Origin of the sequence: Pyrococcus yayanosii CH1 (assembly GCF_000215995.1) — an archaeon.
Classification (GTDB): Archaea; Methanobacteriota_B; Thermococci; order Thermococcales; family Thermococcaceae; genus Pyrococcus; species Pyrococcus yayanosii.
In genome coordinates, this window is record NC_015680.1 from 279812 (window position 1) to 306793 (window position 26982).

Consider the following 26982-nt stretch of genomic DNA (forward strand, 5'->3'; position numbering starts at 1 on the left):
ATTGAATATGGCCTTGAAGCTTCAGACGGCTGTTCCTCCGGAGGAGCTGGGGGAGATAAAGAAGAGGGCCGGGGCCAATGTTGAGCTGAGGGTCTTGGGGAAGGACGGACGCCTCTGGGTCGTGGAAGTGCTCGGGAGCTCCGGTGAGCTTCAGAAGTTCATGGAGAAGCTCAGGCTCGCAAGAGCTGGCGGCTGATTCTGAGCTTCAGAGTTTCGCCGGGTTATAAATATTCTGGAAGCTGAATTTTAATCGAGGTGTGGGCTATGGAAGAAGTTAGGGAGCTCAAGGAGGTTCTTGAGCGGGTCGAGGGTAAGCTCATCGCCGCTGGGAAGATATATGCAGCTATAAACTTCGCCTTCTGGCTGCTGGTAATGGCCATCTACTACGTGGTCATTGGGCTCACTGAGCTTCCGGGGTGGGCAAATGGGCTGTACTGGGGAAGTGCGGTAGTTGTGGCGATTTTCTTCATAGGGAAGGTCTGGGGGAGGTTCGTGAAGCTTTACCGTGCGGTTGAAAAAGGTGGCGAAATTGGAAGGGCCTGGATACTCCCGATAGTTGCCTCGTGGATGATCGGTTCGGTAATCGGCTGGGGAATAATTCCAAGGACCTCCATGGCGGTAAATGAGACGGCAAGGCTCGCAGTTGGTTTTCTGACCTTCATCGGAATTTCCCTGCTCGGGCAGTGGCTGGTGCTCACTGGGGGCCACTGGAGGGAGAGGGAGATGATACCGTCGTTCCTCCTGCCGCTCCTTGCGGTGCCCATAGCGTGGAAGATGGAGAACGGTGCCATAGTCTGGGCTGGGTTCGTCGTTACGGTGGGCTTTACTGCAACGGTGCTTTTGTACCTCTACTCGGCCTTCAGAGCAATAGAGCGGTGATAGCATGGAGGCTCTAATGCTCTACCTCCTTCTAAGGGAGAAGGCCCTCTTCAAGGAGCTCCTCGATGTCTTAGAGGTGACGCCGGGTAACCTTGACTCCCATTTAAAGGCTCTCGAAAGAGCCGGCTACGTGAAGCTCTACAAGGTCTTCGCCGATAGACCAAGAACGGCAGTGAGAATAACGGGGAAGGGAACGGAGGAGACCCTCAGGTATCTGAGGGTTCTGAGGAGCGTAGTTGAAAGGCTCGAAGGCTGAAGGGATATTCCCTCTTCTCAACCATCCAGAGGCCGAACAAAGCGCCAAGCGTGTTCATCACGAGGTCCCTTCCCTTGTTGGCGGGAGTCTCCCGAATGAAGCTTATCTGGCTCTCGCTGAGCTTTTCCGCAACCTCCCATGCCACTGAGAGAGCGAAGAATACGATGAAGGAGTAAAGGATAAGCTTCTTCCTCTCTAGGCGGAACCATGTGTCGTTCAGCCCAGTGAGGATTTCGGCAGTTATTAGCCACGTAGTCAAGCCACCTAGGAAGTGGCTTATCATGTCGGCATCGCGCCATTCCTTGTGGAAGAGGTCTATCGTGGTGAAGGGAACGTTCACGAGAGAAACATGGACCGCTATGAAGACCGCGAGAACGGCTATGGTTCCTCTGTTATAGAGGGGCCTAACGAACGGCTCAAGCTTCTCGGGTGGCTTCCAGAACCTCGGAAGGAGAAGCGGGAGGGAAAGGCCGATTAAAGCTGTTGTGCTCCTGTAGATATGGTCCGTTCGGCCATAAACGATACCCGTGATTAGGCCGAGAAGGACGACGAAAATTGAGGCCTTGATAACTGTCTCTTCTCTCGTCTCAACCACCGCATAGGGTAGGGAAAAGATATTAAAAGGGCTTCGCCTAAGACTTTAAGAGGTCGATGAGGAGTAAGCTGTTAGCCGAGCGGTGATGAGAGGATGGCTGGCCGAGACGCTCACCTTCCGCTTATCATGTAGTAGAGGGTTCTGAGGGGTATTCCTAGGGTCTCGCTAATTTCCCGGGCAGTCTTACCGCTCCTTATGAGCTCCTGAATCCTGCGCACGGTTTCCTCATCGTACTTTCTCGGCCTCCCCCTGCGCCTCTCGACGGGCACGAGCTTGATGCCCATCTGCTCAAGGGCCCTTATAACTTTCTTCGAAACCTTAGGATAGAGGCTGGGAGGGCACCCTATCAGCCGAACGTTGGGGGCGTTTTCCAGTATTCGGACGATTATCTCCTTCGTTGGCCTCATGTTTATGTAAACCTCGGTAACGTCCTCTCCCAGCATCTCATCGAGCTTTCTCAGGAGCTCGCGCGTGTTTCTCGCAGTTACCACCACCCTCACACGCCTCACCCCTGAAGCAGCTCCAAGAACTTCTTGGCCCGCTCACTCTTTGGCATGAACTTCTCAAACTTTTCAATGTTCGTAAACAGGGATTCGTGGAGGCCGGAAACCACGAACTTCCTTATAGCTTCCTTTAGCTCTCCTTCCTCAATCCCGAGTAGCTCGGAGACCTCGGTCTCGTTGAAGGGAGAGATGGCGTAGAGTATCACCCCTCCAAGCAGATAGTTAGGGATGCCCGCTATCTCGCTCCTCCTCCTCGTCAGAAGCCTTTCAATCTCACACTTCCTTATGAGGAGCATGCTCCCAAAGCCGACCTTGAAGTCCTTTCTCCCCCTGAATGGAAGGTCGAAAAGGGAGTAGTGACAGTCAACGCACCCTCTTATCCCGGGGTAGATCGTCAAGGTTTCCCTCTCCTTCTCCGACGTCAGGAAGTAGTAGCGGAAGAGATCCATCGCCAGGAGCTCGGCTCCCCGGGAGGGGTCAAGCGAGGAGTAGGCGAGGGCGAGGTTATCGACGGTGTAGTGGTTGTTTATCAACACGCCCACGGTCTTCACATAGCTGAGCACGCGCCACCTGAACCTCTTTCCGAACCTTTTCCTAAGCTCTCCCTCTATGTCCGCATCAACTGGCAGCTCCACTCTCTCTTTCTTGAGCTTTCCTCCTTCCCAGTACTCGACCTCTATGCGGAAGCTCTCCTTCCTAAGGGTGCCCTCCTCCCTTAGTTTCCCTTTTATGAATTTGAAGTGCTCCCTAACATCCAGTCCTCTCTGGCCGAGTAGCTTTAGGACGTCGCCCGAATAGGCGAGATATGGTAGGATGTCAACGCGGGCGAGCCTTGGGCTCTTCTCCACTACCTTTATCTTGCCGAGATCTTTCCCTTTGAGGGACTCCGGCTCTACCTCCGACCTTCCCTTCCTAAAGGAATAGGAAGTCTCGAGGATTGCTAGGGCTATCTTGTGGGCTGTAATTGCAGATCTCAGCCTCTCAAGGGTCAGGACGCGATAATGCCTCTTCCTGTAGAGCCATGAGAGGTGCGGGTCCTTTGACTTCTTGTCCTTAAACACTGGGATTGGTCCGAAATCTCCCACCCTTCTCTCAAGCTCTTCTTCCAGCTCCTTCAGAACTTCGAGTCTTGATCTGAGGGTGAAGAAGATGTGAGGGACGTCGGGATCCTCAAATAACCCGGGCGTGTCGATAGCGATGTCGTCAAGGATTTTGTTTATTCTTGCCACTAGTTCTTCCGTCGTCGGCATGGGTCATCACGGCAACAGCTTGCCTTCTCTAATCTTCTCGGGCAAATACTCCTTCGCCACGAACTCCAGTGACTTGTTTGCCAGGGCCTGCTGCTCGATCCTGACGCCCCACTTGAGGGCCAATTTTAGTTGCCTCTGCCACTCCTTGTTCTGGAACCAGGGGTAGTTAAGCTCCTCTATGAGCCTCTTGTAATCTCCGGTAGGCCCTCCCTTCTTGTCGGGCGGTATCCCCTTGAGCTTCTCGGTAACGTTCTCGAGGCCGTACTCCTTTATATCGTCCATCGTCATGCCCACGAACTTGGCCCCCGGCGTTGCCAACTTTTCGCTAAGGTATGCGAGGTTTATGGAGCCCTGCTTTATGGTGGAGTAGATGTACCAACCGTAGGGGTCGCCATCAGTGAAGACAATTATTGGAAGGCCCTCCTCGTAGTGGAGCCTGTGGATTAGACGCCGAACACCTCTCGACGCCTGCCCCTGCGTGGCTATTATGAGGGCTCTCTCCCTCTTCGGATACTTCTCCTCTATTAGACGGTCGGCCATGGCGGCGGTCTCGACGACAAGGACGTAGTCCACGTTTATCTCTGGGAACTGGATGTGCTCAACGGTTCCGGGAACGGCCCAACCCCCCATACCGAGCTTGCTGGCGTTGAACTCGTCCTCTCCGTCCTTGATTACGATGTCTCCGTAGACGTATCCTCTCCTGTCGGCGGTTATGTGCATCTCCTCCCTGAGGATACCGAGCATCCTCTCGAGGTCCTCGATAATCGGGTCGCTTTCACTCTGATCCTCGAAAGTGTTCTCTCTAGTCCCCGGTATCGTGTGCTTGTTGGCGTAATATGCTTCTCTCAAGCTCGCGTGCTTGCCCTCGCTCACGAGCCTCTTGATATATGCCATCAGCAGCAGGGTCTGCATGAACTTTCTTGCATGGGCCACGTTGAGGAAATATCTGCGGGAGAGCTTGTCTCCCATCCTGATGAGCTTGGCCTCCTCGTCAAAGTAAACGTTGGTCAGACCCCTCGTCGGAACGTCGAAGTAGGGGTTCTTTCCGGCCTTCACGTCCTCGAGGATTCTCCGGCCGAGCTCCTCTATCTTTCTCAGAACTTTCTGGGGATCGTAGCTGAACTTCTCCTTGGGCTTCCCCCGTTTAAGCCTCATTCTCTGCCACCTCCTCGATTCCCTCAATGCTCTGGAACCTGCTCTCTATCAGGTTCAAGAAGTACTCCTTGATCTTCTCCTCGGGCTCGCCCGTTATGATGTGTAGGGACCTCGTTATCTCTGGCAGGTATTTTTCGAAGGTCTTCCTCCTCTTGACTTGGTAGAGCCTTCTGTACTTACCACCCAAGTAGGTGGCAAGCTTCCTGGCGGCGTCCATTATCGCAAGACGGATCTCGTTGTATATCTCCTCGACGTCGGCTATGCTCTGCTTGCCCGTGCTCGTGTATGGAACGTGAACGCTAACGACGTTTACCATGACGACGAGGGGAGCGTTCTCGAAGCTATCTATCCGGTAGCGCTTCCAGTCGATGCTTCTTACCGCGGAAGTTATCACACAGCTCCCAGCGTCGAAGAGCAAGGGAACGCGGTTGGCGTAGCGGAGGATCTCTGGACCGGTTATCTGTCCTCCGTAGGCTAAGCCAACCTCGACCTGAAAGGGGATTCCGCCCGCGTAGACCCTTGGTGCCCTCGTAACGGCCGTGACGAACTCGGGCTTCAGGATACCCATTAGGCCCTTTTCTATGTTCTCCTCCCCTATCGGTCTCAAGCCGTGCGTCGGCGGTGCCAGGAATTTCATGAGTTTGAACGCCTCGACGATTTCTTCGGCCTCATGCCACGTGAGCTTCTCGGGGGGCTTCTCCATTATCTTCTCAACTTCCCTAACAACCTTCCTCCACTTTCTCCCGAAGGACTTGAGGACTCCATCGACATCGCCATTGGCGAGCCTCTCGTAGATCTGATCTCTAACCGCCTTGTCATCCTCTTCCTTTATGAGCCTGAGGGCGGCTATGTATTTGACGAGCTCATCGACCTTCTTGTCGCTTATCCTTGAGAACTCACTAACGAGGAACCTCCTTACGGTGCTCCTACCCGTTTTGTGGGCCATCGTATAGACGTCGTCGGTCATGACCCCCTTGGGATGCGGTTTCATCTCGACCGGTGGTTTTGGAATTTCTTCGCTCGACCTCGGGAAGATAATGAGCTTCCCGTCGGGCTCTATGAGCTCGATGTGGGCGTGTGGGTTCGCTATGGCGGTGAGCTTGAGATACCAGTAAACACCCTGCTTGGAGCGAACGTACCTCACGTCCTTAACCTCAAGCTCTATCCTCGTTCCTCTCCAGCCTTTCGGGTTGGGGTGCCTGACCTTCTTCACTATCTTGCCCTCATTCTTCTGAACGTCTATCTTCACCCAAGCTTCGACTATGTCCCCGCCCGTGGATGTAATGACACGCGTCGCTTTGCCGCTCGTTATCTGGGCGAACATTACTGCACCGGAAATTCCTATGCCCTGCTGCCCCCTGCTCTGGATGTTCCTGTGGGCCTTTGTTCCCGCGAGCATCTTACCGAAGACGTGGGGGATGAACTTCTCTGGTATTCCGGGCCCGTTGTCCTCGACGATGATCTTGTAGTGCTCCTTCCCGAGCTCCTCGATCTCAACCCTAATGTATGGGAGTATACCCGCTTCTTCGCATGCATCCAGGGAGTTCGTAACTGCCTCGTGCACTATCGTCGTCAGGGAGCGAACTTTACCGGTATAGCCAAGCATTGCGGCGTTTCTCCTAAAGAACTCACTGACGCTCTGAACCTTAAACTCCTTGAAGATGTCCTTTGCCTCGGCCATTCACCACACCTCACAGGTTCTCATAATACATGGCCCCCTCGAGCTCGAGGTCCTTCTTGCGCCTCTCTAAGTATCTGTAAACGGTTCCGTGGGGGGCCCCTCTCGCGAGCTTCTCGATGGCGGTCTTGGCTATCTCAATCTGGATGGGGTTCCCTATTATTGCGACGGTCTTTCCGTAGACGCTCACACTAGCTCCGCTCATCTCCTCGATTATCTCCCTTGTCCTTCCCTTCCTCCCGATTATCCTGCCCCTGACACGGGGGAGGGCGTTCTTCTCGTTTCCGATGATCATATCGGTTAAGTTTATTATCTCGAGGTATTCGCCCTCGTTAAGTAGTCTAAAGGCTCTCTCGGGCGAGAAACCGCGCCCTATCGCGAGGACTATATCCCTGGCCTTCCAGACGGCCAGCGGGTCGTTAGTTTCCTTTGTCGATGTTATCCAGACCTCCCCAGTCTCGCTGTCAACTTCAATTCTCGTCTTCGTCCTTCTCTCTATCTCTCTCTTCGTGCTGCCCTTCTTCCCTATGAGGACGGCTATTCTCTCCTTTGGAATCTTAACGTACTCCTCTTGCCTGAACTCCTCTTCCCACTCATCCTCTTCTTCCTCAATAGGCTCGCCGTCCTTACTTACCTTCTCAAACTTCTTCAGGAGCTTCTCAAATTCTTCCTCCATACTCATCACCCGCGAGCTCCCGGAACTTCTCTTCCGGGTCGTCAACGCTCACGCCCTTTCTCGCGAAGTAGCTCGTTATGTTCTTTATGTCACGATAGAGCAAGGTCAGGCTCATCCTGTTCCTCTTTACCGTCGCCTGGGACCAGTCGATTATGACGGGCTCCTCCCAGATGAGGATGTTGTACTCGCTCAAATCCCCATGAACCATGTCGCCCCTCTTCCAGAGCCTCTCTATCGAGCCCATTGCGAAGTCGTAGAGCTCCTCGAAGTCCTTCTTCTCTAGGGACTTCTCCACGTCCTTTAGCCTTGGAGCTGGGGTCTCGTCTCCTATGAACTCCATTATCAGGACGTTGTTGCGGAAGGCTATAGGTTCTGGGGCTCTAACTGCATATTTCATGGCCCTCTGGAGGTTCTTGAACTCTCTCCTCGTCCATACGAAGACGAGCTTCCTTATGTCCTTTGGCAGATATCCCACACGAGGGTCGGCCGCGAGGTACTCCCATATCCTGCGGAACTCCGTGGTGTAGGTGCGGTATATCTTTACGGCTATCCTGTTGCCCTGTGCGTCGAAGCCCGCGAAGACATTGGCTTCTTTGCCCGTGCTGAGGACACCATAGAGTAGATCTATCTTCCCACGCCTGTAAAAGTAGCTTATCGTCTCAACGGTGGTCCGGTCGAAAACCTCGCTGAAGACCTTGAACAGCTCGCTGTCTTTCTCTCTCCTCTCCCTCAGACCAAGGACTTCCGCTATCTCCCTGTCAAGTCTCTCCATAGTTCATCACTCGAAAGTGAGGCCACCGCCTGTGAGGAACTCTTGGCTTATCTTGCCCTTCCTCAGGAGCCAGTCGACCTGGGTCTGGGTGTAGCGGTAGACTATGTCTCCCCTCTTGTCGCTCTGAACTGGCCATGGCTGGACTATGACGAGGTCGCCGACCCTGATCCATACCCTCCTTCTGAGCTTGCCCGGTATTCTGCATCGCCTCACCTTGCCGTCCTCGCAACGAACGTCCATCCAGCCCGCCCCGAGTGCCTGTTCCACTACCCCGAAGAGCTGGTTTCCCTCTGGGAGGGGCACCCTAATTACCTCTTCTCCCTCTACCTTTCTCTCCTTCTTCGGCATGAGCATCACCCCTCTTGATTTTTGCAAAATTTTTCTACCCCTACCTTCCTCTTAACCTTTAAAAATTTTTGCACCACCGCAAATCTCTAAAGGATGAGGAGCGAGAGAGGGCTGGTGGACAACGTGGAGAGAGGGGTATGGAAGTATCTCACGTTCATCCTCGCCCTCATCCTCGGCTTCTCCCTCGTTGCCAATGTGCTCCTTTACGTTCAGGTCGGAACCCTTCAAAAGACATCCTTCGACAATGTCACGAGAACCATAGTGATTAGGGAGAACGCGACCAGCTCAACCTTCGAGAACGTTAGTCTTCTAAAGGTTCAAATCGAGGAGATGCGGAGGGAAATCGAGTACTTGAGGGCTCAGTTGAGGGCATCCAGAGGAACTTTTGGAAACGCCACAATTGCCGTGGTCCCGATATTTGGCCCAATAGACGATTACCTCGCCCTTCACGTTGTTAGGATTCTCAGGGAACTTAGGGACAACTCGAGCGTTGGGGGAGTGCTTCTTTGGATAGAGAGCCCGGGGGGATATATAGGGCCCGTGAGGGCGATATACGAGGAGGTCAAAAAACTTGCCTACGAGAAGCCGGTGGTAGCCTACACGGCCGGTTACGCGGATTCTGGAGCCTATTACATAGCCTGTGCCGCCGAAAAGATAATAGCCGACCCCCTCGCTGAAGTTGGAAGCATAGGCGTCATTTACGTCCACTTCAACGCGGAGCAATATTATGCCATGAACGGCATAAAGGTGGATGTCTTCAAGACGGGCCCCCACAAGGACATGGGAGCCGACTGGAGGGGACTAACAGAGGAGGAGAAGAAAATTATAACGGAACAGATAGACGCCTACTTTCAGGAGTTCCTCAGAGTTGTCAGTGAGAGCCGCAACATGACGCTCAACAAGACTAAAGAGTTCGCTGACGGGAGGGTTTGGTTCGCCTATCAAGTCAAAGGCACGCTCGTGGACGACACGGGAGACATGGACTACGCCTTAAAGGTGCTGGTGGATATGATGGGGGTTGAGGGAGCTAGGGTAATCGTTTATGATTCCCCAACGTCTGACTTTGGCATAGCACAAAGCTCCGCCCTTTACATGCCGGCCCGCTATGTTTACTCCTACATCGGGAGGTGAGGGCCGTGCAGTGCGAAGAGAAACTTGAGGTCTTTGAGAACGGCTTTGAGGATGGTAAGTTCAATATAAGGGTGGAGGTTTACGGCGGGGATGCTAGGAAGGTGCTCCTCGCCCTGATCTACGAGCTTTACTTGCCCGACTATGGCTCCGACTACATCTATCCCTTCGAGTGCGCCAAAGAGTTCTGGGGAATATACATGGACGGAAGCGAGGTCGAGCCGGAGGAAATGAAGCTCAGCGAGCCGAAGTTCGTTTCGAGGAGCGTGATTGATAAGCTTGATAAGGTCTTGAAGGGGTTAGACGCCCCCCAGGAAGTCAAAGCTCTTGTCGACCTTGAGAGAGCGAAGATATACAAGGTCAAGGAGGGCTACCTGGCCGTCGGCAAGAACTTCCTCCTCGATCACAGGGACAGGCTCTTCATCTTCAACAAGCCGAGCGTGGCCGAGATGCTCCTGAAGTACATCGGGAGATGGTAAGATGGAGAGGGAGACGATAGTCTGGACGGCCGTTGCCCTTATAGTCATCTTCCTCGTGTGGAAGACCATAGCGCCTCTATTCACCCCCATAGTCTTTGGGTTTGCGGCCGCCTATATCCTGCACCCCTTTCACGTCAGGCTCTCGGAAAAGGTTGGAAATAGGGCATCCTCTCTTATCATAACCAGCTTGATGCTCGTGGCCTCCATCGGCTTTCTAATAGGAGCTGCCCTCTGGGTTACCGATGTCCTCCGAAACATTTACGTTTATCTCGATAAGTTCTTCATATGGCTCAAGGGTCTGAACGTTCCGCCCGCCCTTAACGCCGTTTTTGACGCCCTATCGGAGAGCTTTCCGGAAAGGCTAAGCCATATTCTCCTCGGATACACATTATCCCTTCCCAAGCTCGTCCTCCAGATAGTGGTCTTCTTGGCGGTCTTCTATGGAGCTCTTTTGAACGCAGACTTCCTCTCCACCGAAGTATACAGGCTCCTTCCCTCCACAAACAGGGAGCTCGGTGAGAAGCTGATAGAAAAGGCAAAAGAAACCCTTGATGCCATCCTGAAGACCTGGCTATTCCTCAGCGTCACCAAGGGGTTTCTTCTGGCGCTCGGCTTTTATATCTTTGGTATAAGTAACATCACAGGGTCTATAGCGGCAGGAATACTGTGTGTTGTGCTCGAGCTCCTTCCGGTGGTTGGAGGATGGATTATGTGGGCCGTTGGGGCATTTCTCCTCGTCCACCGCTCCCTGCTCCTCGCAATACTCTTTGCCCTCTACGGGGCGATATTCATATCTCCAGTTCCAGACATAATCGTCAAGCCCAAGCTCGTTGCCAGGAGGGCAAGGGTGAGCTCTGTGGTTGCCCTGGTGGGAATATTTGGGGGCATAATCGCCTTCGGAGCCGTGGGGATTGTAATTGGCCCGATAGCTCTTGGCCTTCTCTCGGCACTTCTCGATGCATGGAAGGAAAAGGAGACGGCTAAACAACCTTCCAGAGCTCATCGCTCTCGGGCCGCCTGAGTGGCCTTTCGACGCCCCCCTCTATTATGACCCTCTTTTTCTCCGCCAGGAACTCTCCTATTATGCCAGCCCTTATTCCCCTCGCCTCAAGCTTCTCGACGAGAATCCTCGCGTGGTCTCTCGGAACGGATATCAAAAGCGTTCCCGAGCTTATGAGGGCCAAGGGGTCGAGGTCGTAGAAGCGACATATCTTTCTTGTCTCATTCCTGATTGGAATCTTCTCGGCGAACACCCGGAAGCCCAAGTTGGCAACGTCTGCCATCTCGTGAAGACCGTTAGCGACGCCGCCTTCAGTCGGGTCGTGCATTGCCGTCGCCCACTCCCTGGCTATCATGGCCTCCTCGACGACGCTTATCTCCTCGATGAATGCCTTCGCTCTCTCTACGAAGCTTCTCCCGAAGACTCCGGCGAGTTCCTCCTCCCTTTCATAGGCTATTATGGCCGTTCCCTCAATCCCTACCCCCTTGGTTAGGACTATGGCATCGCCTGCCCTTGGTCTCGGGATTACTAGCTTCTCCCTCTCAACCTCCCCAAGCATCGTCCCGATTACTATCGGCTTCTTTAGGCCAAGCGTTACCTCCGTGTGGCCCCCTACTATAGTTACACCGAGCCTTTCGGCGTTCTCTCTGATTTCCTCCATTATCTTGGCGAGCATGATTTCATCAGCCCCCTCGGGCAAGAGTATCGTGACGAGGAACCACTTTGGTTTGGCGCCCAAAGTTGCAACATCGTTGGCGTTCACATGGACCGCGTAGAAACCTATCCTCTCTTCGGCCCCGGTTATGGGGTCAGTCGAGGCCACAAGGATCGTTTCTCCGAAGTCTAAGGCGGCCGCATCTATGCCAACGCCAGGCCCCACCAGAACCCTGCCGTTCTTCTTCAAGCCCTTGAAGACTATGCTTTCAAGAACTTCCGGTGGAACTTTTCCAGGGAGCATTTCATCACCCGATGATGTGTCGAGCAAAGGCTATAAATATTGTTAAGGCTTTCAAAGGGGTGATGACGTGAAGGTTCACTACGAATGTCTCCCTTGCCTGGTCTCTCAGTGCCAGAGGATAACCGAAATGGCCACTTCCGGCCATAACTGGAAGTAAGATTTTCCTCGACCTCTAGGGTTCCTTCGTAAGGATGGCCCATTCGAGGAATACAAAAGGGTTTCAGATGAAATGGCTCGAAGGATTGTCAAGCTCGTTGAAGAGAAGTTAAGGCCAGATCTGAAGACGACCCTGAAGCTCGCCATAATTGGGAACGTCATTGACTTCTCCGTTGGCTATGATCCAGCGAGACTTGAGAGGGACGTCGAGGAAATGCTGAAGCTTCCCCTTTACATCGACGAGAGCGAAGAGCTCTTCCAAGAGCTCAAGAAGGCGAAGACCCTCCTTTACTTAACGGACAATGTTGGTGAAATTCACTTCGACGCCATATTCCTGAGGAGGGTAAGGGAGGAGTTCGCCGTTGAAATATATATCGCTGGCAAAGAAGGGCCCATAATAAACGACGCCACCGTTGAGGACCTCAGAAGGGCGGGTCTCGGTGAGCTAGGCATGATAATCTCCACAGGGACACGCATAGTGGGAGTTCCACTTGGGGAAGTCAGCGAGGAGTCAGAAGGGTCTTTGAGGCGGCCGACGTGATAATAGCGAAGGGACAGGGCAACTTTGAGACTCTGAGCGAGATAAAGGACAGCAGGTTGTTCTTCCTCCTTAAGGCCAAATGTCCGCCGATGGCAAGGGAGCTAAGAGTTCCTAGGGGATCGCTCGTGTGCATGAGGAACAGAATGATTAAGAAGAGCTGAAGAGGAGCTCCCTCAACCTCTTCGGGAGCTCCTCTATCTTAACCCTCTCCTGCTCTCTCGTGTCGCGGTCCCTTATCGTGACGGTGCCGTCCTCGGGCGTTTGATTATCGATGGTGATGCAGTAGGGCGTCCCTATCTCATCGTAGCGTAGGTATCGCTTTCCTATGCTGTCTTTCTCGTCGTAGACTACTATAAAGCCTTCCTTCTGGAGCGTCCTGAATATTTCGTAGGCTATGCTTGTAAGGGGCTCTTTGGCCACCAGCGGGAGGACGGCAACCTCAATCGGGGCCATGTCCTTCTTTATCTTCAGGTAAATTCTGCCGTCCTCTTCGACGAGGGAGTTCTCGAGGAGCAGATAGAAGGGCCTGTCTATGCCAAAGCTCGGCTCGAGCACGTGCGGGATTATTTTCTCCCCAGTCACCTTCTCCTCAATTTCCTTGATCACGAAGTCCTCCTTTTCGAGCTCGTAGCCCTCTACCGTAACTTTGCCCTTCTCTTCAACCTCCTTGACGAGCCTCTCGAGCTCCTCCTGAGACATCGCCTTGAGCCTCTCGTTCACCTTCTTTGCGTCCCCCTTGAGCCTCGGGCCGACACGCTTCATGTTTAGGCTCACTTGGAGTCTCTTGACAACCTTGGGCTCATCGTAGTGTATCATAACCGTCAAGTCGGCTCCGCTCTCCTTTATGTGCCTCTTCAGGTCGTAGTCGGTCCTGTAAGCTATACCCACGCATTCAACCCAGCCGAAGCGCTCGCTGTGTATCTCCGCGTCCCAAGTGTCGGTGGAGTAGTGGGCTCTCTCTTCAGGAAGTTGTTGTCTGAACCTTATGGCCTTCTCGGGGATGCCGATGTCAAGAAGGATGCGCTTGACCATGACCATGTAGTAGGCAAAGAGGGTGTTGAGGACGTAGCCCTTCTTGACCGCCTCCTCGGCCGTAATCTCTATCTCGCCGAGCCCCTTGAGTTGGTGCTCTGTGGGGTAGAGCCTTAGAACCTCGTCCTTGACCTCATCGAAGTGCGGGTGCTCTGGGTTCCTCGGGTCGAAGAATATCTCGGCCTCCGCCTGCGTGAACTCTCTCAGCCTTATCATCCCCTGCCTTGGCGAGATCTCGTTTCTGTAGGCTTTACCTATCTGAAAAACGCCAAAGGGAAGCCTGTTGCGGGCAAAGGCGTTCAAGCGTTTGAAGTTCACAAAGATACCCTGGGCCGTCTCGGGCCTCAGATAGGCCTTCTTATCCTTATAGGGCCCTATGTAGGTCTCGAACATAAGGTTGAAGTACCAGACGTCGGAGAGCTCGCCGCCACACTCGGGACACTTCAGCTCATGCTCCCTTATTATCCTCGTAAGCTCCTCGGCCGAAAGACCTTCCGTCTCAATGTTAAGGGCCTCCTCTATTAGATGGTCAGCCCTGAAGCGGGCACCGCACTTCTTGCACTCTACCAACGGGTCGACGAACTTCTCGACGTGGCCGCTCGCGATGAAAACCCTTTCGGGCGTTATGTCCGGCGTCTCGATTTCAAAGAAGCCCTCCCTTATGAAGGCCCTTCTTATCTTCTCCTCTATCTTCCTCTTTATCGTCGCGCCCAGCGGCCCATAATCGTAAAAGCCCCTCGCGCCCCCGTAGATTTCAAAGCTCCCCCAGGCGAAGCCTCTCCTCCTCATGAGATCTTGGAGGTACTCGTACTTGTCCATGGGCAACCCCCTACCCCTGAATGCCAAAGGTCTAAAAAGCTTTACCCGGTGTAAACCTTTATAACCCCACGGAGGTGGGCCCCTTCGATGATAAGGCTTAGGCTACCGAACTCCCGCTTCGAGGACCTCGGAGATTTCGTCCGGCTCGTGTGGAGGAAAACCCTCATAGCCGACTTTAAGAAGGGGGAGCTAGAAAGGGCCGTCCGAAGGAAGTTCAGAGTCGAGGTTAGCGTGGGTGCCGAGGATGGGGCCCTCACGGTAACAACGGACAATCCAGATGTCGAGAGATTCATAGCCTTCTACATCCAGAGCAATCTCGGGGCAATGTTGCGGAACAGGTACACCGGGCGGAGGGTCATCTACATTCACGAGGGCATGGACGTTCCCCTTCTCGGCTACAACGCCTTTGGCCTCATAGACAGGGGGACGAATCTCATACAGGTAAGGGGTGTGAGCGGCTGTAACATGAGCTGCATCTTTTGCTCCGTGGATGAGGGGCCATATTCGAGGACGAGGGCGTTAGACTTCGTTGTTGACGTCGAATACCTCATGAAATGGTTCGACTGGGTAGCAAGAGAGAAGGGGAAGGGCCTTGAAGCTCATCTGGACGCCCAAGGAGAGCCGCTCCTTTACCCCTTTATTGTGGAGCTCGTTCAGGCCCTTAGGGATCATCCTCACGTCTCAGTAATATCTATGCAGAGCAACGGCACCCTCTTGGATGATAGGTTAGTTGAAGAGCTCGCTGAGGCTGGCCTGGACAGGGTGAACCTCTCCATTCACTCCCTCAATCCAGAAAAGGCTAAGATACTCATGGGCCGGAAGGACTACGACCTTGAGCATGTCCTCGAGATGGCGGAGGCGTTGGTTAACGCGGGGATAGACGTCCTGATAGCCCCCGTCATAATATTCGGGGTGAACGACGACGAGGCTGAGGCCTTCATAGAGTTCGCCCGTAGGATTGGGGCAGGAAAACGCTGGCCGGCAATTGGCTTCCAGAACTACATACCCTACAAGTTTGGGAGAAACCCTGCCATAGCGAGGCCTATCCCATTCAAGGAATTCTATGCGTGGCTCAGGAGGCTTGAAGAGAAGACGGGCATGAAACCTCTCGTGCTCAGACCGGAGCACTTCGGCATGCACAGAAGGCCCTTCATTCCCCTCGCGTTCCAGAGGGGGGAGGTAGTCAAGGCTGAGGTCGTCCTTCCGGGCAGGATGGAGGGTGAGATGATTGCCAAGGCAAGGAACAGGCTCATTCAGGTCATAGATGCGAACGCCCGGGTGGGCGAGAAAATTAAGGTCAAGATAGTGAGGACAAGGCACGGGATATACGTTGGGACGAGGGCGTAACGCCTTTAAATCTTCCCATTCAATAATTTTCTGGCGGGCTCGTGATGAGCTTTCCCTACGGCCCGAGCACGTGCAATGAGGAGTACAGCCAGGGCTGATGACCATGAGGCGGACCTTCTCCTTCTATTCTATCCATCGAGGCGATTGGCGAGCTAGGTGATGTCCCATGATAGCCCTAATCTCTGACATCCACTCCAACTGGGAGGCCCTCAGGGCCGTGTGGAAGGAGATAAGAGATGCCGACATGATAGTCTGCCTTGGCGACCTCGTAGGCTACGGCGCGAGCCCCAACGAGGTCGTGGAGTTTTTCAGAAGGCTGAGGGAGAGAAAAAATGTCATATGCGTTCGTGGCAATCACGACAACGCGGTAGCCTTTGGCACAGACTGGGGCTTCAATCCATACGCCCGCCAGGCCGTCAGATGGCATCAGCGCGTGATGAGCGTTGAGAACCTCGAGTTCCTGAGAGGGCTTCCCGTGAGGGCCTCCTTCACTGCCGGAAACAGGGTCTATTACGTCATTCACGGATCTCCTAGGGCCCCCCTTGATGAGTATCTGTTTCCCTGGCTTCCAGATAGTGAGTTTAGGGCGGTGCTGGGCTTCATAAGGGAAGATGACCTTCTCGTCGGTCACACCCACGTGCCAATGCTCGTAAAGGTAGGGGATAGGAGGATAATAAACCCAGGCTCCGTCGGTCAGCCGAGGGATGGCGACTGGAGGGCGAGCTATGCCCTTCTAGATGAGGAGACTGGGGAGGTGAGCTTTTATAGGGTCGAGTATGACGTTGAAGAGGCGGCGAGGAAGATATTGGAGGCAGGTCTTCCCAGGTTCCTTGCGGAGAGGCTGTTTGAGGGCTTTTAAATGGCATCGCTCAAATAAACCGAGAACTCTTCACTTTGAGGGCCCCTTTTGTGTACAGGTCGAGGAGGATTTCAGCTATTCTTTCTCCTGCCTTCCCGTCGCCGAAGGGGTTGGAGGCGCTCGCCATCTTCTCGTAGAACTCTGAATCGCTTAGTAGCCGCTCCACGTAAGCAAGGGCCCTCTCCTTCTCGAGGCCCACGAGAACGTTTCCCCCGGCCTTCAAGGTCTCCGGCCTCTCCGTGTTGTAGCGGAGCGTCAGGCATGGGACGTTGAGGATTATTGCCTCCTCTTGGATGCCACCGGAGTCCGTCATGATTATCTTCGCGTTTCTCTCCAGCTTCAGAAAATCAAGGTAGGCAAGAGGCTTCGTCAGGATTACGTGTTCCGCCTTTTCCAGCCTCTCCCAGAGCCCGAAGGCCTTAAGCCTCTTCTCGGTCCTTGGGTGGACGGGATAGACTAGGGTAATGGGGAGGGCCTCGAGTATCTCGACGAGCTTTTTCAGCATGTTCGGGTTGTCAACGTTCTCCTTCCTGTGGGCCGTTACGAGGATGTACTCCTTCTCCTTCAAGCCAAGTCTCTCAAGTATGTTGCTCTTTTTTTCCGCTATTTCGGAGTTCTGGAGGACAGCATCCACTATCGTGTTGCCGACGACGTAGACGTTCTCCGTTATGCCCTCTCGCTCGAGGTTCCTCTTTGCTTCCTCAGTCGGGGCGAACAGAACCTCACTGGCGTGGTCCGTGAGGATCCTGTTTATCTCTTCGGGCATCGTTCTGTCGAAGCTTCTTAAACCTGCCTCAACGTGGGCCACCGGGATGAGAAGCTTGACGCTCGCGAGCGCACCAGCAAGGACGGTGTTCGTGTCGCCTTGCACGATGGTTACGTCCGGCTTTTCCTTCATTAGAACATTCTCGATTTCAATCATGGCCTTTCCGGTCTGCTCCCCCTGGGTCCCTGAGCCAACCTCGAGGTGATAATCTATTGGGGGGAGCTCAAGCTCCTCCAGAAAGACCTCGCTCATCTCATAATCGTAGTGCTGGCCGGTGTGGACTATGAGGGGTTCAACGCTTCTCTCGAGTAAGGCACGGACGACGGGGGAGAGCTTTATTATCTCGGGCCTCGTGCCGAAGATTATTGCGGGCCTCAAACGTCTCCCCTCCCTATCCCCCTGAAGACGAAACCCTTTGGGGGATCCTTCACGACGTGCCTTCCGTCCACAAGGATGCGGGTTCTCATGAGCCTTCCAAGCTGTTCCCAGTTCAACGACCTGAAGATTGAGTGGTCAGTTGCAATGACGATTGCGTCAGCTCCCTTCACGGCCTTCTCAACGCTCTCGTGCGTTCCTCCGACGAAGGGATCGTAGGTTCTAACATCGGCTACATCTCCCTCTATGGCCTCGATGAATGCAAGGGCCGGAGAGTTTCTCGTGTCGTCGCTGTCCCCCTTGTAGGCCAAGCCGAGAACCACCACTATCGCATCCTCCCGAGGTACACCCGCCTCTTTGAAGGCGTCAAAGAGAAGATCCTTTGCGAAGAGGGGCATGTCCTCGTTTATCTCTCTCGCCTTCCTGATGAGCCCGAAGTCCTCCCTCGCGCCGCTAAGCAGGAGGTAAGGATCCTTTGGCAGACAGTGGCCACCGACGCCAATGCCGGGCCAATGTATGCTCACGCGGGGATGTGTGTTGGCGAGTCTTATGGCCTCGATTACGTTCACGCCGTATTGGTGTGCCAGAAGGGCGAACTCGTTCGCGAGGGCTATGTTCACATCTCGGAAGGTGTTCTCCATAAGCTTGACCATCTCCGCGGTTGTAGCATCCGTTAGGAGGATTTCACCCCTGACAAATGAGTGGTATAGAATCTCGGCCCTCTTGGCCGACTCGGGGGTTACGCCGCCGATTATTCTTGAGTTGTAAACAAGCTCGTGGAATATTCTGCCTGGCATAACCCTCTCGGGCGCGTGGGCCATGTGGAAATCCTGCCCGACCTTCAAGCCGGTCAGCTCCTCTATAAGCCGGGCCATCCTGAGGGTTGTGCCCGGTGGAACTGTGCTTTCTATTATGACGAGGGCTCCCCTTTCGATTACCCCTGCCACCGTTCTCACGGCGTTCTCCAAGTAGCTGAGGTCGACCTTTCCATCCTTTAGGGGGGTCTGCACGCATATTATGAAGGCGTCGGCCCCCTTGATGTCCTCGGGATTCGTGGTGGCCCTGAGCTTACCCTCCTCAACGGCCCTCCTAAGCCTCTCTTCCACTTCGGGCTCCGCTATGTGAGCCCTTCCCGAATTGAGCTTCTTGACGATGTCCTCCCTTATCTCCAGCCCCACTACCTCGTGGCCTGCGCTCGCGAACATTATCGCGGTTGGAAGGCCAATGTATCCAAGGCCTATTACTGCTATCCTCATGACGACCCCCAGGTGGAGTGCAGCTAGCCGGTTTTAAGGATTTCCTGGACGGCTCGATTTCAGAGGCTAGGAAATCGAGCTTAAAAGTGGGGAGTAGCGATAAACGTTCTATGTCTAAAATGGCGAATGGGGATAGGTCTTTTGGATGGCTAAAGAGTGTCGACGTCAGGGACCGCGAGAGAAAGGATGGGAAAGCTTAAGAACACACGGAAGAAAGCGATGCTGGAAAAACCCTTATAATGGACAAAGTCGGTCATAGTAGGCGGTGATCCCATGAAGGTCTGGGTCGATATTACCAACTCACCTCACGCTCATTTCTTCAAGGGGGTAATAAGGGAACTTGAGAAGAGGGGTCATGAGGTTCTTGTTACCACGAGGGAGTTTGACGGGCTCACGGGAATCCTTGATATGCTTGGGATAGAGTACGTGGTTGTGGGGAAGCACGGCGGGGCTAGCCTTGAGGGTAAGCTCCTTGCGAGCACGGAGAGAGTTCACCTCCTCGCCAGGCTCATAGTAAAGGAAAGGCCCAACGTCGCCCTCTACAAGAACAATCCTGAGGCTCCGAGGATAGCCTTTGGCCTCAAGATACCCTCTATAGGGTTCGTTGACAACGAAACGGCGATTCCCCAGAACAAGCTGATGTTTCCCTTTACCTCCCGTCTCATCTATCCCCGGGCAATAGATGCCTACGAGCTCTTGAAGTGTGGGGCTGATCCCAATTCCCTGAGGCCCATCAATGGAATAGCCGAAATAGCGAACGTTTACGGGTTCATGCCAAGCGAGGAGCCCTTGAAGGAGCTCGGGTTGAAGAGGTACTCCTACATAGTCATGAGGCCTGAGCCGGTGAAGGCCAACTACTTCACCGGAGACCCTGAGAGGAGTGTCCTTGAGGACGTTATACCCCTCCTCCCTGACCTCCCAATAGTTCTCTTTCCGAGGACAGAAGAGCAGGCAAGAATCTTCAGCAGGTTTGAGAACGTTATAATACCGGAGAGGCCCCTTGACAGCCTTAGCCTTCTTTACTACGCCAAGCTGATGATAGGTGCGGGGGGCACGATGAACAGGGAGGCTCTTGTCCTCGGAACACCGGCCATCTCGACGTATCCAGGAAAGTTACTGGCCGTAACGAGGTGGCTCATAGAGCTCGGCGTTAACTTCCACTCCACGAATCCGATAGAGGTTGCGGCAAAGGCCTGGGAGATTCTCAGGAAGAACGGCGCCTATAGAAGGCAGATAAGAGAAGTTACGAGCTCCATGGAGAATCCCGTTGATGCCATTGTAGAAGAAGTTGAGGCCCTATCCTACACCGGCCAGCTCAGGAGTTACGAAGGCCTCTACGAGGGCCGCCACAAACAGGAGGGCTATTGATAGGGCTAGGCGCCTGAGCATCTTCTTTAGACCCCTTTTCATCCTTTTTTCCATCTTTCCTTTCCCTTCTACTACCTCCAGAAACCATTCCAGCCCGCCGAGGCCCGCGATAGCGAAAGCGGGTATCTCAATGACTCCGTGGGGAACTATCGTGAGGAGAACCTTCCCAAGGGGCTCTCCCGTTCCGATAACGTGTTGAACCACTATCCCGACGATCATGCCGTTGAAGAGGAGCACCGCAAATGGCACTATTCCAAAGGCTATGCCTCCAAAGGCCATTATGGCTGCTACCCTAGCGTTGTTGAGAAATATCATCAGGAACAGCTCGAAGCCATCGGGTAGCTTACTACCTCCCCCGAGCAACCTTCTTATTCCTTCTACAACACTATCGGCGAATTCGGGGTTGGCCCGTGCTACCATGACACCAACTACTGCGCCAACCATGAATGTTCCAAGGAGGGCCAGTAAGAGCTTCGCACTTCTACTCATTCCATTCCCCCAGCGCCTTCTTTATGGCCAGCTTGAAATCTTCCACGTTTAGATAAGGCATTTCAATGTCGTGCCTCATCGAGAAGAAGTCATCTACAACTGCTTCGAGCTCCTTCAACTTTCGGCCCTTTAGAGCATTCTCAAGCTCGTCCACGACGCTCTCCGGATATATGAAGAAATCACCCGTTATCTTGACGTCCTCGACTATACCATCTCTTTCCTCTATCTCCACCCTTATGAGGCCCTTTCTTGCCTTGTGCTCTCCAAGGTACCTCATCCTTATCCCCACTCGTGGTATTCTGATGGGCCTTATTAGTGTTTTGCTAGGAAAAGTTTCGGAACCGTTTTTAAGGTTCGAGGTCAAATATACTTTCGGTGATTCCGATGGTCGAGTTCAAGGACCTACCTATAAAGGTTTCAGCCAAGGCTTTGAGCCCTACTAAGACTCTCGTTCGCTGCGGTGATTATGAGGTGATTACCGATAAGCTTGGTGGAGAGGCACCGTCTCCAATAGAGTATATCCTCGCTGCTCTGGCGGGATGCATAAACATAGTGGGCCACATGGTTGCGAAGGATATGGGTTTCGAGATAGAGGGCTTAGAGATTGAAGTTGAAGGAACGTTTAACCCGGCCAAGTTCATGGGGAAGAACGGGGATAGGGCTGGCTATAAGGATGTGAAGGTCGTCGTGAAGGTCAGGGCAGATGTTGACGAAGAAACTTTGGGGGAGTGGCTTAAGAGAGTGGAGGAGCGCTGCCCTGTCAGCGACAATCTCGTCAATCCGACGCCGACGGAGGTAGTCGTCGAGAAAATTTGAACATCGGCCCGAAGGAAGGCTTGTTGACTACGAGCGGCCATCGACAGCTTTAAGTATTTCCAAGATTCTTACTCTTTTTGGTGACGCCCGTGAAGGTTCTGAAGGAATGGAACATCAAAGTTAAGTTGGTCAAAACAAAGCGTGGGGCGATTCTTCACATGATAGAGCTTGAACCGGGGCACTTCTACCTCGAGCAGAACCCTCTGAAGGACTCCAAGTATGGGGTGGCCTACAGGAAGATTAAGGAAAACTTCCCCGAGTTCTATATGTTCTGGGAGATAAAGGACAACCGTTACACGGGCAAGCTCCTTGCCGGGGCCTTCCTCGAGAAGCCTGAGATTGACGAGTTCATCACGCTTTTAGCCAAGACCGAGGACTTCAAGAAGTTCGAGGAAATTCTCGAAGAAATCGAAGAAGTGGGAGAGTGAGGCTACCCTTTGGCTCTTGTCCGTTCATCTGGAATAGGCTTAGGCGATCTTCTTCCCCTTCATCCTCTCCTGGAGCTCGTAGAGCTGGGCGATGCGCTCTATCGTGTCGGCATCCTCCGGCCCCTTGTCGTCTCTGAGAGCTACGTAGCGAGGGAAACGAAGGGCGAAGCCACTTCTGTACTTGGGGCTCTTCTGTATCTCCTGGTAGGTAACCTCAATGACGACCTTTGGCTCGAACCATACCCTCTTGCCCTCCTCCTTAGTTATTAGGCGCTTCAGCATCTTGGTGAACTCGATGAGGTCTTCATCGGTAAAGCCGCTCCCAACCTTGCCGACCTCCACGAACTCTCCCGTATGCGGGTCATAGGCACCGAGGATGAAGGAGCCGAAGACGTGGGCCCTCCTTCCCTCGCCCCATTCCGCGCCAATGATGACCAAATCGAGGTTCTCCATTGTCGGCTTTATCTTAAGCCATTTCTTGCCCCTGTTGCCGGGCTCGTAGACGGAGTCAAGACGCTTGGCCATCAGGCCCTCATGGCCCATGCCGAGGGCCTTTCTGTAAAAGCTCTCCGCCTCCTCGACGCTCTTCGTTATCAAATTCTCGGCGACCTTTATCCATCCATCGGCCTCAATTATCCCCTCCAGCGTCTTTCTCCTCTCTATGAAGGGCTCGTCTATTAGGGCCTTTCCGCCCACGTATAGGACGTCGAAGAGGTTGAGCTCCAGTGGAATCTTTTCAATCATCTCCTCGATGTTGTACTTCCTTCTAAAGCGCCTGAGGACGTACTGGAAGGGTAGCGGTCTGCCGTCCTCACCCACTGCCACGAGCTCTCCCTCAACTATGGCCTTCTCAGCCTTTATAGCTCTCTTAAGCCTCTCGACGACCTCCGGGATGGAACGGGTGACGTTCTCCAGCCTGCGGGAATAGACTATTATCCTGTCCCCATCCTTGTGCACCTGAACTCTGGCTCCGTCGTACTTTATCTCGAACTCCGCCTCGCCGCCCATCTCGAGTAGGGCATCCTTGATGCTCGCGGCCTGCTGGGCAAGCATCGGCTTTATGGGCTTCCCAACCTGAATGGTCACCTTCGCCAGGCCCTCGTTGCCCTCGAGCTTTGCAACCTTCGTAACGAACCCAAAATCGCTTGTGAGCATGTAGGCCCTCTCCACGAGCTCCACCTTGACGTGGAAGGCCTCCGCTATGGCATCCCTGAGGATTCCCTCCGCTACACCTGTTCTCATAATCCCAAGGATCGTGCGGGCTAAGTATTTGGCCTCAATTGGCTCCGCGTCCATGAAAAGATTAGCTAGGTACTTCAGCTTCTTATCTTGGCTACCCTCACCGGAAATCTCGGCTACCTTTACGAGCGTGTCGTAAACCCGCTTTATCGTGAGCGGCTGGGAGAAGAAGCTCCTCTGTTTCCTCTTCTTGATGGCGAGGGCGACGCTCTCACCAAGATCGCCCGTCTCTTTCACGGAATTCTCAATTTCCTTAGCATCGACCCCGGTGGCCATGGAAACAGCCCTTATAAGGAGCTTCTCACCGACCCCGAGCTCCCTCTCGTCCCACTCAGGGAAGACATCGCCGAGGATGAGATAGGGAATTATCTCAAGCAGGTCATTGGGCACCTTCTTCAGGAAATCCGCGACGAGCCTCGTTTTGAGAGTTTTGAGCGTGGTTTTCTCGAGCCTCTGGTAGAGTTGAGCGAGTTCAAGATACCTCATGGGCACCACCGTAGGAACTATTCGGAGAGAGAAATAAGGGTTGCGCACAACTTTTATATCCCTCCAACCATCTCCCTCCATGCAGCACGTCATCGCCTTGCACCAGGTCTACGGGGAGTTGATATTCAGGGGGCTCAAGTGGCACGAGATTCGGAGGAGTCGCGTGTTCGATGAAGGGGACATGGTCTTTCTTTACATAGCGAGAGGAGATCTCTACACGCTGAAGAGGACCATGAGGCGACTTGGACTAACGGAGGAGCAAACCCTAACCCGGAGGGGCACGATAGCTGGGGGCTTTGAGGTTGGCGAGGTGATAAAGGCGGACTTCGAAACACTCTGGGAACTCACAAAGGACACTAGTGGCCTGACGTTCGTTCACGGAGAGAGCGAGGGTAGGAGGTGGCTGAAGAGCTACATAAACGACTACGGCTATGCCTTCGTCATAGAGAGGCCGTTCCTCTTCAAGGAGCCTGTTACGAGGGTGGAGCTAAAGGCCAGGTACGGTGTGCACGTCGAGGGGATAATCCACATCTCAACTAGGACGAGGAGACCTTGGGTCAAGAGCCTGCTTGAGGACCTCATGTGCAGGGAGGTCATGTACCTGTAAGAATTACCCAAATCTGTTACGGAATGCTACATTTTAAGACAAAACTTTTAAGCTCCTTCGGTCCACCTAACTGTCGGTGATCGGTATGACGATTAAGGCTCCGACGATAAACGTCCCCGGGCTCGGCGTTGATCCGCTCGTCCAGAGGATAAAGGAGAAGGAGAAGAAATGGAAGTATAAGGTGGCCGTTCTAAGCGGAAAGGGCGGCGTTGGAAAGAGCACTGTGGCTGTTAATCTCGCGGCGGCCCTCGCCAAGATGGGCTACTTCGTTGGGGTGCTCGATGCTGATGTACATGGTCCCAACATTGCCAAGATGTTGGGGGTTGAGAAGACTGAGGTCCTCGCTGAGAAGGTGGACGAGAGGTTTGAGATGATACCCCCCACGGCAGACTTCATGGGACAGGTCACGCCCATAAAGGTCATGAGCATGGGCATGCTTGTGGGAGAGGATCAGCCCATAATCTGGCGTGGTCCCCTAGTGACGAAGGCCATAAAGCAGCTTCTTGGCGATGTGAAGTGGGGCGAGCTGGACTTCATGATAATAGACTTCCCGCCCGGCACGGGTGACGAGATACTCACAGTCATCCAGAACATAAGCCTCGACGCCGCAATAATTGTAACCACGCCGCAGGAGGTAGCCCTTCTCGACACGGGTAAGGCTGTAAACATGATGAAGCAGATGGAGGTTCCCTACATAGCTGTAATCGAGAACATGAGCTACCTTATCTGCCCTCACTGCGGCAACAAGATAGATATCTTCGGGGAGGGCGGTGGCGAGAGGCTCGCTCAGAAGGAGGGTGTCGAGTTCCTTGGAAAGGTGCCTATAGACCTGAAGGCGAGGGAGGCGAGTGACCTCGGCATACCCATAGTTCTTTACGGGGACACCCCCGCCGCAAAGGCCTTCATGACAATAGCGGAAAAGCTCGTGGAGAAGCTCAAGGGGCTGAAGGATGGAGGAGAGGAATAAGGGCGTTGCTCTTGCCCTCTTTGGTATGTTCATCTACGGATTAGAGCCCATCGTCATAAAGGCCAATCCCTCCAACCCAGTTAGCTTCGCCTTTTTCTCCGCCCTCTTCGCGGCAATTTTCTTGGCATTCTACCCGGGAGCAGTTCGGGAGGCGGCGAATGGTATCAGAAAGGGGTTTTTCGTTGGCCTCTTCGGAACGGCTCTAGCATATATAAGCTATTCCTATGGGGCCAAGCTCTCAACGGCGACCAACGCCGCCCTGATAACAAGGGCAGAGGTGCTTTTCTCCTTTCTCCTGGCAGGTATGCTCCTCCGCGAGAGGATTACTGGAGCCAGGCTCATCAATGCCCTAATAGTCCTGACGGGAGTGGTACTCGTCCTAACCCATGGTGCGGCCGTGAAACCCGGGGTGGGAGACGTTCTGCTCCTTCTCGTTCCCCTGTTCTGGCAGCTCGGCCATGTAATCGCGAAGACCATGGATATCTCCCCGCAGTCGATAGCACTCTTGAGGAACTCCTTTGGAGCACTCCTCCTATTCCCAGCCGCCCTTCTCACGGGTCTTGAGTTCACGCCCTATGCCGTCCTTGAGGGCCTCATAATAGCGCTCGGCCAAGTAGTCTGGTACGCCTCCATAAGGAGGATAGAGCTCTCCCTAGCGACCGCAATTATAACGCCGGCCCCGGTGGTTGCCATAGGAATGTCCTTGCTCTTAGGGGAGTCAGTTACATTTTGGCACTTGGCAGGCTTCGTTCTCATAACCCTCGGAACCCTCGGGCTCATTCGTAGTTCTTAAGCCTTTCCAGGACCCTCCTCTTTTTGCCCTCGAAGTCCTCCTTGTCGAGGAACTCCCAGTAGTGATCCCTTCCCGGGAACCTGCCCGCCTTGACGTCCTCCCTGAATTTGACGAGGGCCTCAAGGATAACCTCTCTAAGGTTGGCGTAGCGCTTGGCGAAGGGGGGCTGGTTTTCGTAAAGGCCAAGGACGTCGTGCCACACCAGGACTTGCCCATCTACATAGGGACCTGCTCCAATCCCTATGGTCGGTATCGAGACTTCTTCCGTTACCAGACGGGCGACGTCGGCGAGCGTGAACTCTATGACGATGGCAAAGGCTCCAGACTTTTCTAAGGACTTGGCATCGCGCAGGATTTCTTCAATCTCTTCCTCCGTCTCGCCCATCAGGCGGTAGCCACCGAGCTGGAGGTAGCGCTGGGGTGTTAAGCCAGTGTGACCCATAACAGGAATTCCCATGCGGACGAGCTTTCTCACGAGCTTTCTATGGTCGTAGCCACCTTCGATTTTGACGGCATCTGCCCCAGCTCGGATGAGCCTCACGGCGTTTCTGACGCCTTCCTCTACATCTATCTCATAGCTGGCGAAGGGCATGTCGGCTAAAACGAGGGCCCTCTTGACGGCCTTAGCAACGGCCCCCGTGTGGAGGACCATTTGCTCCATAGAGACGTTGAGGGTGTTTTTCTCCCCATATACCACCATTCCGAGGGAGTCACCGACGAAGATTATGTCAATGCCCGCCTTGTCAGCTATTAGGGCTGAGGGATAATCGTAGGCGGTTATCATCGTTATCTTCTCCTTCCCCTTCATCTCGATGATTCTTCGAGGCGTTACCTCACGCATACCTTCGCACCCTCCTAACGCTAAGCGCTGAACTTAATAAACGATGCCCCTCGGGAGGCATCACATTTATCAGGCTGACGCGTTCCAGATAGTAACGGTCAAATACATGAACGCGGGCGG

30 protein-coding genes and 1 pseudogene are annotated in these 26982 nt (G+C 53.8%); 15 read left to right on the forward strand and 16 right to left on the reverse strand.

All coding sequences use genetic code 11. From position 1 onward, the window contains the following. Positions 1 to 7 precede the first annotated feature (7 nt). The 3 genes from PYCH_RS01645 (at position 8) to PYCH_RS01655 (ending at position 1135) form a co-directional block, all read left to right on the forward strand. Positions 8 to 196: a TIGR04140 family protein gene (locus PYCH_RS01645; RefSeq protein WP_013905093.1), complete on the forward strand. Its 189-nt coding sequence runs from the start codon at positions 8 to 10 to the stop codon at positions 194 to 196. Between the two features lie 68 nt (positions 197 to 264). Next, the gene (locus tag PYCH_RS01650) at positions 265 to 879 is read left to right on the forward strand and encodes a hypothetical protein (protein ID WP_013905094.1); all 615 of its coding nucleotides are present in this window, start codon (positions 265 to 267) and stop codon (positions 877 to 879) included. A gap of 4 nt (positions 880 to 883) precedes the next feature. After that, positions 884 to 1135 carry a transcriptional regulator gene (locus PYCH_RS01655; protein ID WP_013905095.1) on the forward strand — a complete coding sequence of 84 codons (252 nt, stop codon included), beginning with the start codon at positions 884 to 886 and terminating at the stop codon, positions 1133 to 1135. On the opposite strand, the gene PYCH_RS01660 is transcribed toward PYCH_RS01655, so the two are convergent. From PYCH_RS01660 to eif1A, 8 genes are all read right to left on the reverse strand, one after another. Beyond that, positions 1086 to 1730 carry a hypothetical protein gene (locus PYCH_RS01660; RefSeq protein ID WP_013905096.1) on the reverse strand — a complete coding sequence of 215 codons (645 nt, stop codon included), beginning with the start codon at positions 1728 to 1730 and terminating at the stop codon, positions 1086 to 1088. The genes PYCH_RS01655 and PYCH_RS01660 overlap by 50 nt on opposite strands. A 110-nt stretch (positions 1731 to 1840) precedes the next feature. Further along, positions 1841 to 2230 carry a DUF1699 family protein gene (locus PYCH_RS01665; RefSeq protein WP_013905097.1) on the reverse strand — a complete coding sequence of 130 codons (390 nt, stop codon included), beginning with the start codon at positions 2228 to 2230 and terminating at the stop codon, positions 1841 to 1843. Between the two features lie 5 nt (positions 2231 to 2235). Further along, positions 2236 to 3483 carry a DUF530 family protein gene (locus PYCH_RS01670; RefSeq protein ID WP_013905098.1) on the reverse strand — a complete coding sequence of 416 codons (1248 nt, stop codon included), beginning with the start codon at positions 3481 to 3483 and terminating at the stop codon, positions 2236 to 2238. A 6-nt stretch (positions 3484 to 3489) separates the two neighbouring features. After that, positions 3490 to 4638 carry a DNA topoisomerase IV subunit A gene (locus PYCH_RS01675; protein ID WP_013905099.1) on the reverse strand — a complete coding sequence of 383 codons (1149 nt, stop codon included), beginning with the start codon at positions 4636 to 4638 and terminating at the stop codon, positions 3490 to 3492. Then, positions 4628 to 6319: a DNA topoisomerase VI subunit B gene (gene top6B, locus PYCH_RS01680; protein WP_013905100.1), complete on the reverse strand. Its 1692-nt coding sequence runs from the start codon at positions 6317 to 6319 to the stop codon at positions 4628 to 4630. Before top6B ends, PYCH_RS01675 begins: the two co-directional genes overlap by 11 nt. Before the next feature lie 10 nt (positions 6320 to 6329). After that, positions 6330 to 6992 (reverse strand): KH domain-containing protein, encoded by a 663-nt coding sequence (locus PYCH_RS01685; protein WP_013905101.1) that lies wholly within the window; start codon positions 6990 to 6992, stop codon positions 6330 to 6332. Next, positions 6976 to 7764, reverse strand: a complete 789-nt coding sequence (locus PYCH_RS01690) for a serine protein kinase RIO (protein ID WP_013905102.1) — start codon at positions 7762 to 7764, stop codon at positions 6976 to 6978. The genes PYCH_RS01685 and PYCH_RS01690 overlap by 17 nt, the downstream gene beginning before the upstream one ends. A gap of 6 nt (positions 7765 to 7770) precedes the next feature. After that, entirely contained in the window at positions 7771 to 8112 is a 342-nt protein-coding gene (eif1A, locus tag PYCH_RS01695; protein ID WP_013905103.1) for a translation initiation factor eIF-1A, read from the reverse strand. Between the two features lie 93 nt (positions 8113 to 8205). Here eif1A and sppA point away from each other — a divergent pair, with 93 nt between their 5' ends. The 3 genes from sppA to PYCH_RS01710 are packed head-to-tail and all read left to right on the forward strand — an operon-like array spanning position 8206 to position 10740. Next, a complete protein-coding gene (sppA, locus tag PYCH_RS01700) occupies positions 8206 to 9243 on the forward strand; it encodes a signal peptide peptidase SppA (protein ID WP_013905104.1) in 1038 nt (345 codons plus the stop codon). Positions 9244 to 9248: 5 nt separating this feature from the next. Beyond that, the gene (locus PYCH_RS01705) at positions 9249 to 9719 is read left to right on the forward strand and encodes a PH1570 family protein (RefSeq protein ID WP_013905105.1); all 471 of its coding nucleotides are present in this window, start codon (positions 9249 to 9251) and stop codon (positions 9717 to 9719) included. A 1-nt stretch (position 9720) separates the two neighbouring features. Further along, on the forward strand, positions 9721 to 10740 hold the full coding sequence (locus tag PYCH_RS01710) for an AI-2E family transporter (RefSeq protein WP_013905106.1): 1020 nt from the start codon (positions 9721 to 9723) through the stop codon (positions 10738 to 10740). Here PYCH_RS01710 and PYCH_RS01715 read toward each other — a convergent pair. Then, the gene (locus PYCH_RS01715; protein WP_013905107.1) at positions 10700 to 11677 is read right to left on the reverse strand and encodes an AIR synthase family protein; all 978 of its coding nucleotides are present in this window, start codon (positions 11675 to 11677) and stop codon (positions 10700 to 10702) included. The two genes, PYCH_RS01710 and PYCH_RS01715, sit on opposite strands and share 41 nt — an antisense overlap. A gap of 229 nt (positions 11678 to 11906) precedes the next feature. Here PYCH_RS01715 and PYCH_RS01720 point away from each other — a divergent pair. Beyond that, positions 11907 to 12535, forward strand: a pseudogene (locus PYCH_RS01720) (damage-control phosphatase ARMT1 family protein). On the opposite strand, the gene glyS reads toward PYCH_RS01720, so the two are convergent. Then, on the reverse strand, positions 12522 to 14231 hold the full coding sequence (gene glyS, locus PYCH_RS01725) for a glycine--tRNA ligase (protein WP_148236179.1): 1710 nt from the start codon (positions 14229 to 14231) through the stop codon (positions 12522 to 12524). The pseudogene PYCH_RS01720 and the gene glyS overlap by 14 nt on opposite strands. A gap of 81 nt (positions 14232 to 14312) precedes the next feature. On the opposite strand from glyS, the gene PYCH_RS01730 reads away from it, so the two are divergent. Together PYCH_RS01730 and PYCH_RS01735 are read left to right on the forward strand one after the other, a co-directional pair. Then, positions 14313 to 15572, forward strand: coding sequence for a radical SAM protein (locus PYCH_RS01730; protein WP_013905109.1), 1260 nt, complete (start codon positions 14313 to 14315; stop codon positions 15570 to 15572). 166 nt (positions 15573 to 15738) lie between these two features. Next, positions 15739 to 16431, forward strand: a complete 693-nt coding sequence (locus tag PYCH_RS01735; protein ID WP_013905110.1) for a metallophosphoesterase family protein — start codon at positions 15739 to 15741, stop codon at positions 16429 to 16431. Between the two features lie 10 nt (positions 16432 to 16441). Here the strand turns inward: PYCH_RS01735 and wecB are convergent, their stop codons facing one another. Then, the gene (gene wecB / locus PYCH_RS01740; RefSeq protein ID WP_013905111.1) at positions 16442 to 17575 is read right to left on the reverse strand and encodes a non-hydrolyzing UDP-N-acetylglucosamine 2-epimerase; all 1134 of its coding nucleotides are present in this window, start codon (positions 17573 to 17575) and stop codon (positions 16442 to 16444) included. Next, complete coding sequence (locus PYCH_RS01745; RefSeq protein WP_013905112.1) at positions 17572 to 18828, reverse strand: UDP-N-acetyl-D-mannosamine dehydrogenase; 1257 nt, start codon at positions 18826 to 18828, stop codon at positions 17572 to 17574. Before PYCH_RS01745 ends, wecB begins: the two co-directional genes overlap by 4 nt. A 273-nt stretch (positions 18829 to 19101) precedes the next feature. On the opposite strand from PYCH_RS01745, the gene PYCH_RS01755 reads away from it, so the two are divergent. Further along, positions 19102 to 20196 carry a DUF354 domain-containing protein gene (locus tag PYCH_RS01755; protein ID WP_013905113.1) on the forward strand — a complete coding sequence of 365 codons (1095 nt, stop codon included), beginning with the start codon at positions 19102 to 19104 and terminating at the stop codon, positions 20194 to 20196. Here the strand turns inward: PYCH_RS01755 and PYCH_RS01760 are convergent. Both PYCH_RS01760 and PYCH_RS01765 read right to left on the reverse strand, forming a co-directional pair. Continuing rightward, positions 20125 to 20685, reverse strand: coding sequence for a stage II sporulation protein M (locus PYCH_RS01760; protein WP_048058151.1), 561 nt, complete (start codon positions 20683 to 20685; stop codon positions 20125 to 20127). The genes PYCH_RS01755 and PYCH_RS01760 overlap by 72 nt on opposite strands. Next, positions 20678 to 20962 (reverse strand): lipoate protein ligase C-terminal domain-containing protein, encoded by a 285-nt coding sequence (locus tag PYCH_RS01765; protein ID WP_048058152.1) that lies wholly within the window; start codon positions 20960 to 20962, stop codon positions 20678 to 20680. Before PYCH_RS01765 ends, PYCH_RS01760 begins: the two co-directional genes overlap by 8 nt. A gap of 107 nt (positions 20963 to 21069) precedes the next feature. On the opposite strand from PYCH_RS01765, the gene PYCH_RS01770 reads away from it, so the two are divergent. Both PYCH_RS01770 and PYCH_RS01775 read left to right on the forward strand, forming a co-directional pair. After that, positions 21070 to 21501 (forward strand): OsmC family protein, encoded by a 432-nt coding sequence (locus PYCH_RS01770; protein ID WP_013905114.1) that lies wholly within the window; start codon positions 21070 to 21072, stop codon positions 21499 to 21501. Between the two features lie 89 nt (positions 21502 to 21590). Then, positions 21591 to 21929 carry a DUF7132 family protein gene (locus PYCH_RS01775; protein WP_013905115.1) on the forward strand — a complete coding sequence of 113 codons (339 nt, stop codon included), beginning with the start codon at positions 21591 to 21593 and terminating at the stop codon, positions 21927 to 21929. Positions 21930 to 21968: 39 nt separating this feature from the next. Here PYCH_RS01775 and PYCH_RS01780 read toward each other — a convergent pair whose 3' ends face one another. Then, complete coding sequence (locus tag PYCH_RS01780; RefSeq protein ID WP_048058153.1) at positions 21969 to 23654, reverse strand: ATP-dependent DNA ligase; 1686 nt, start codon at positions 23652 to 23654, stop codon at positions 21969 to 21971. Positions 23655 to 23733: 79 nt separating this feature from the next. On the opposite strand from PYCH_RS01780, the gene PYCH_RS01785 reads away from it, so the two are divergent. From PYCH_RS01785 to PYCH_RS01795, 3 genes are all read left to right on the forward strand, one after another. After that, positions 23734 to 24261 carry an ASCH domain-containing protein gene (locus PYCH_RS01785; RefSeq protein ID WP_048058341.1) on the forward strand — a complete coding sequence of 176 codons (528 nt, stop codon included), beginning with the start codon at positions 23734 to 23736 and terminating at the stop codon, positions 24259 to 24261. Between the two features lie 85 nt (positions 24262 to 24346). Further along, complete coding sequence (locus PYCH_RS01790) at positions 24347 to 25228, forward strand: Mrp/NBP35 family ATP-binding protein (RefSeq protein ID WP_013905118.1); 882 nt, start codon at positions 24347 to 24349, stop codon at positions 25226 to 25228. Beyond that, entirely contained in the window at positions 25212 to 26021 is an 810-nt protein-coding gene (locus tag PYCH_RS01795; RefSeq protein ID WP_013905119.1) for a DMT family transporter, read from the forward strand. The genes PYCH_RS01790 and PYCH_RS01795 overlap by 17 nt, the downstream gene beginning before the upstream one ends. Here the strand turns inward: PYCH_RS01795 and panB are convergent. Beyond that, the gene (gene panB / locus PYCH_RS01800) at positions 26005 to 26862 is read right to left on the reverse strand and encodes a 3-methyl-2-oxobutanoate hydroxymethyltransferase (protein ID WP_013905120.1); all 858 of its coding nucleotides are present in this window, start codon (positions 26860 to 26862) and stop codon (positions 26005 to 26007) included. The genes PYCH_RS01795 and panB overlap by 17 nt on opposite strands. Between the last annotated feature and the right edge of the window lie 120 nt (positions 26863 to 26982).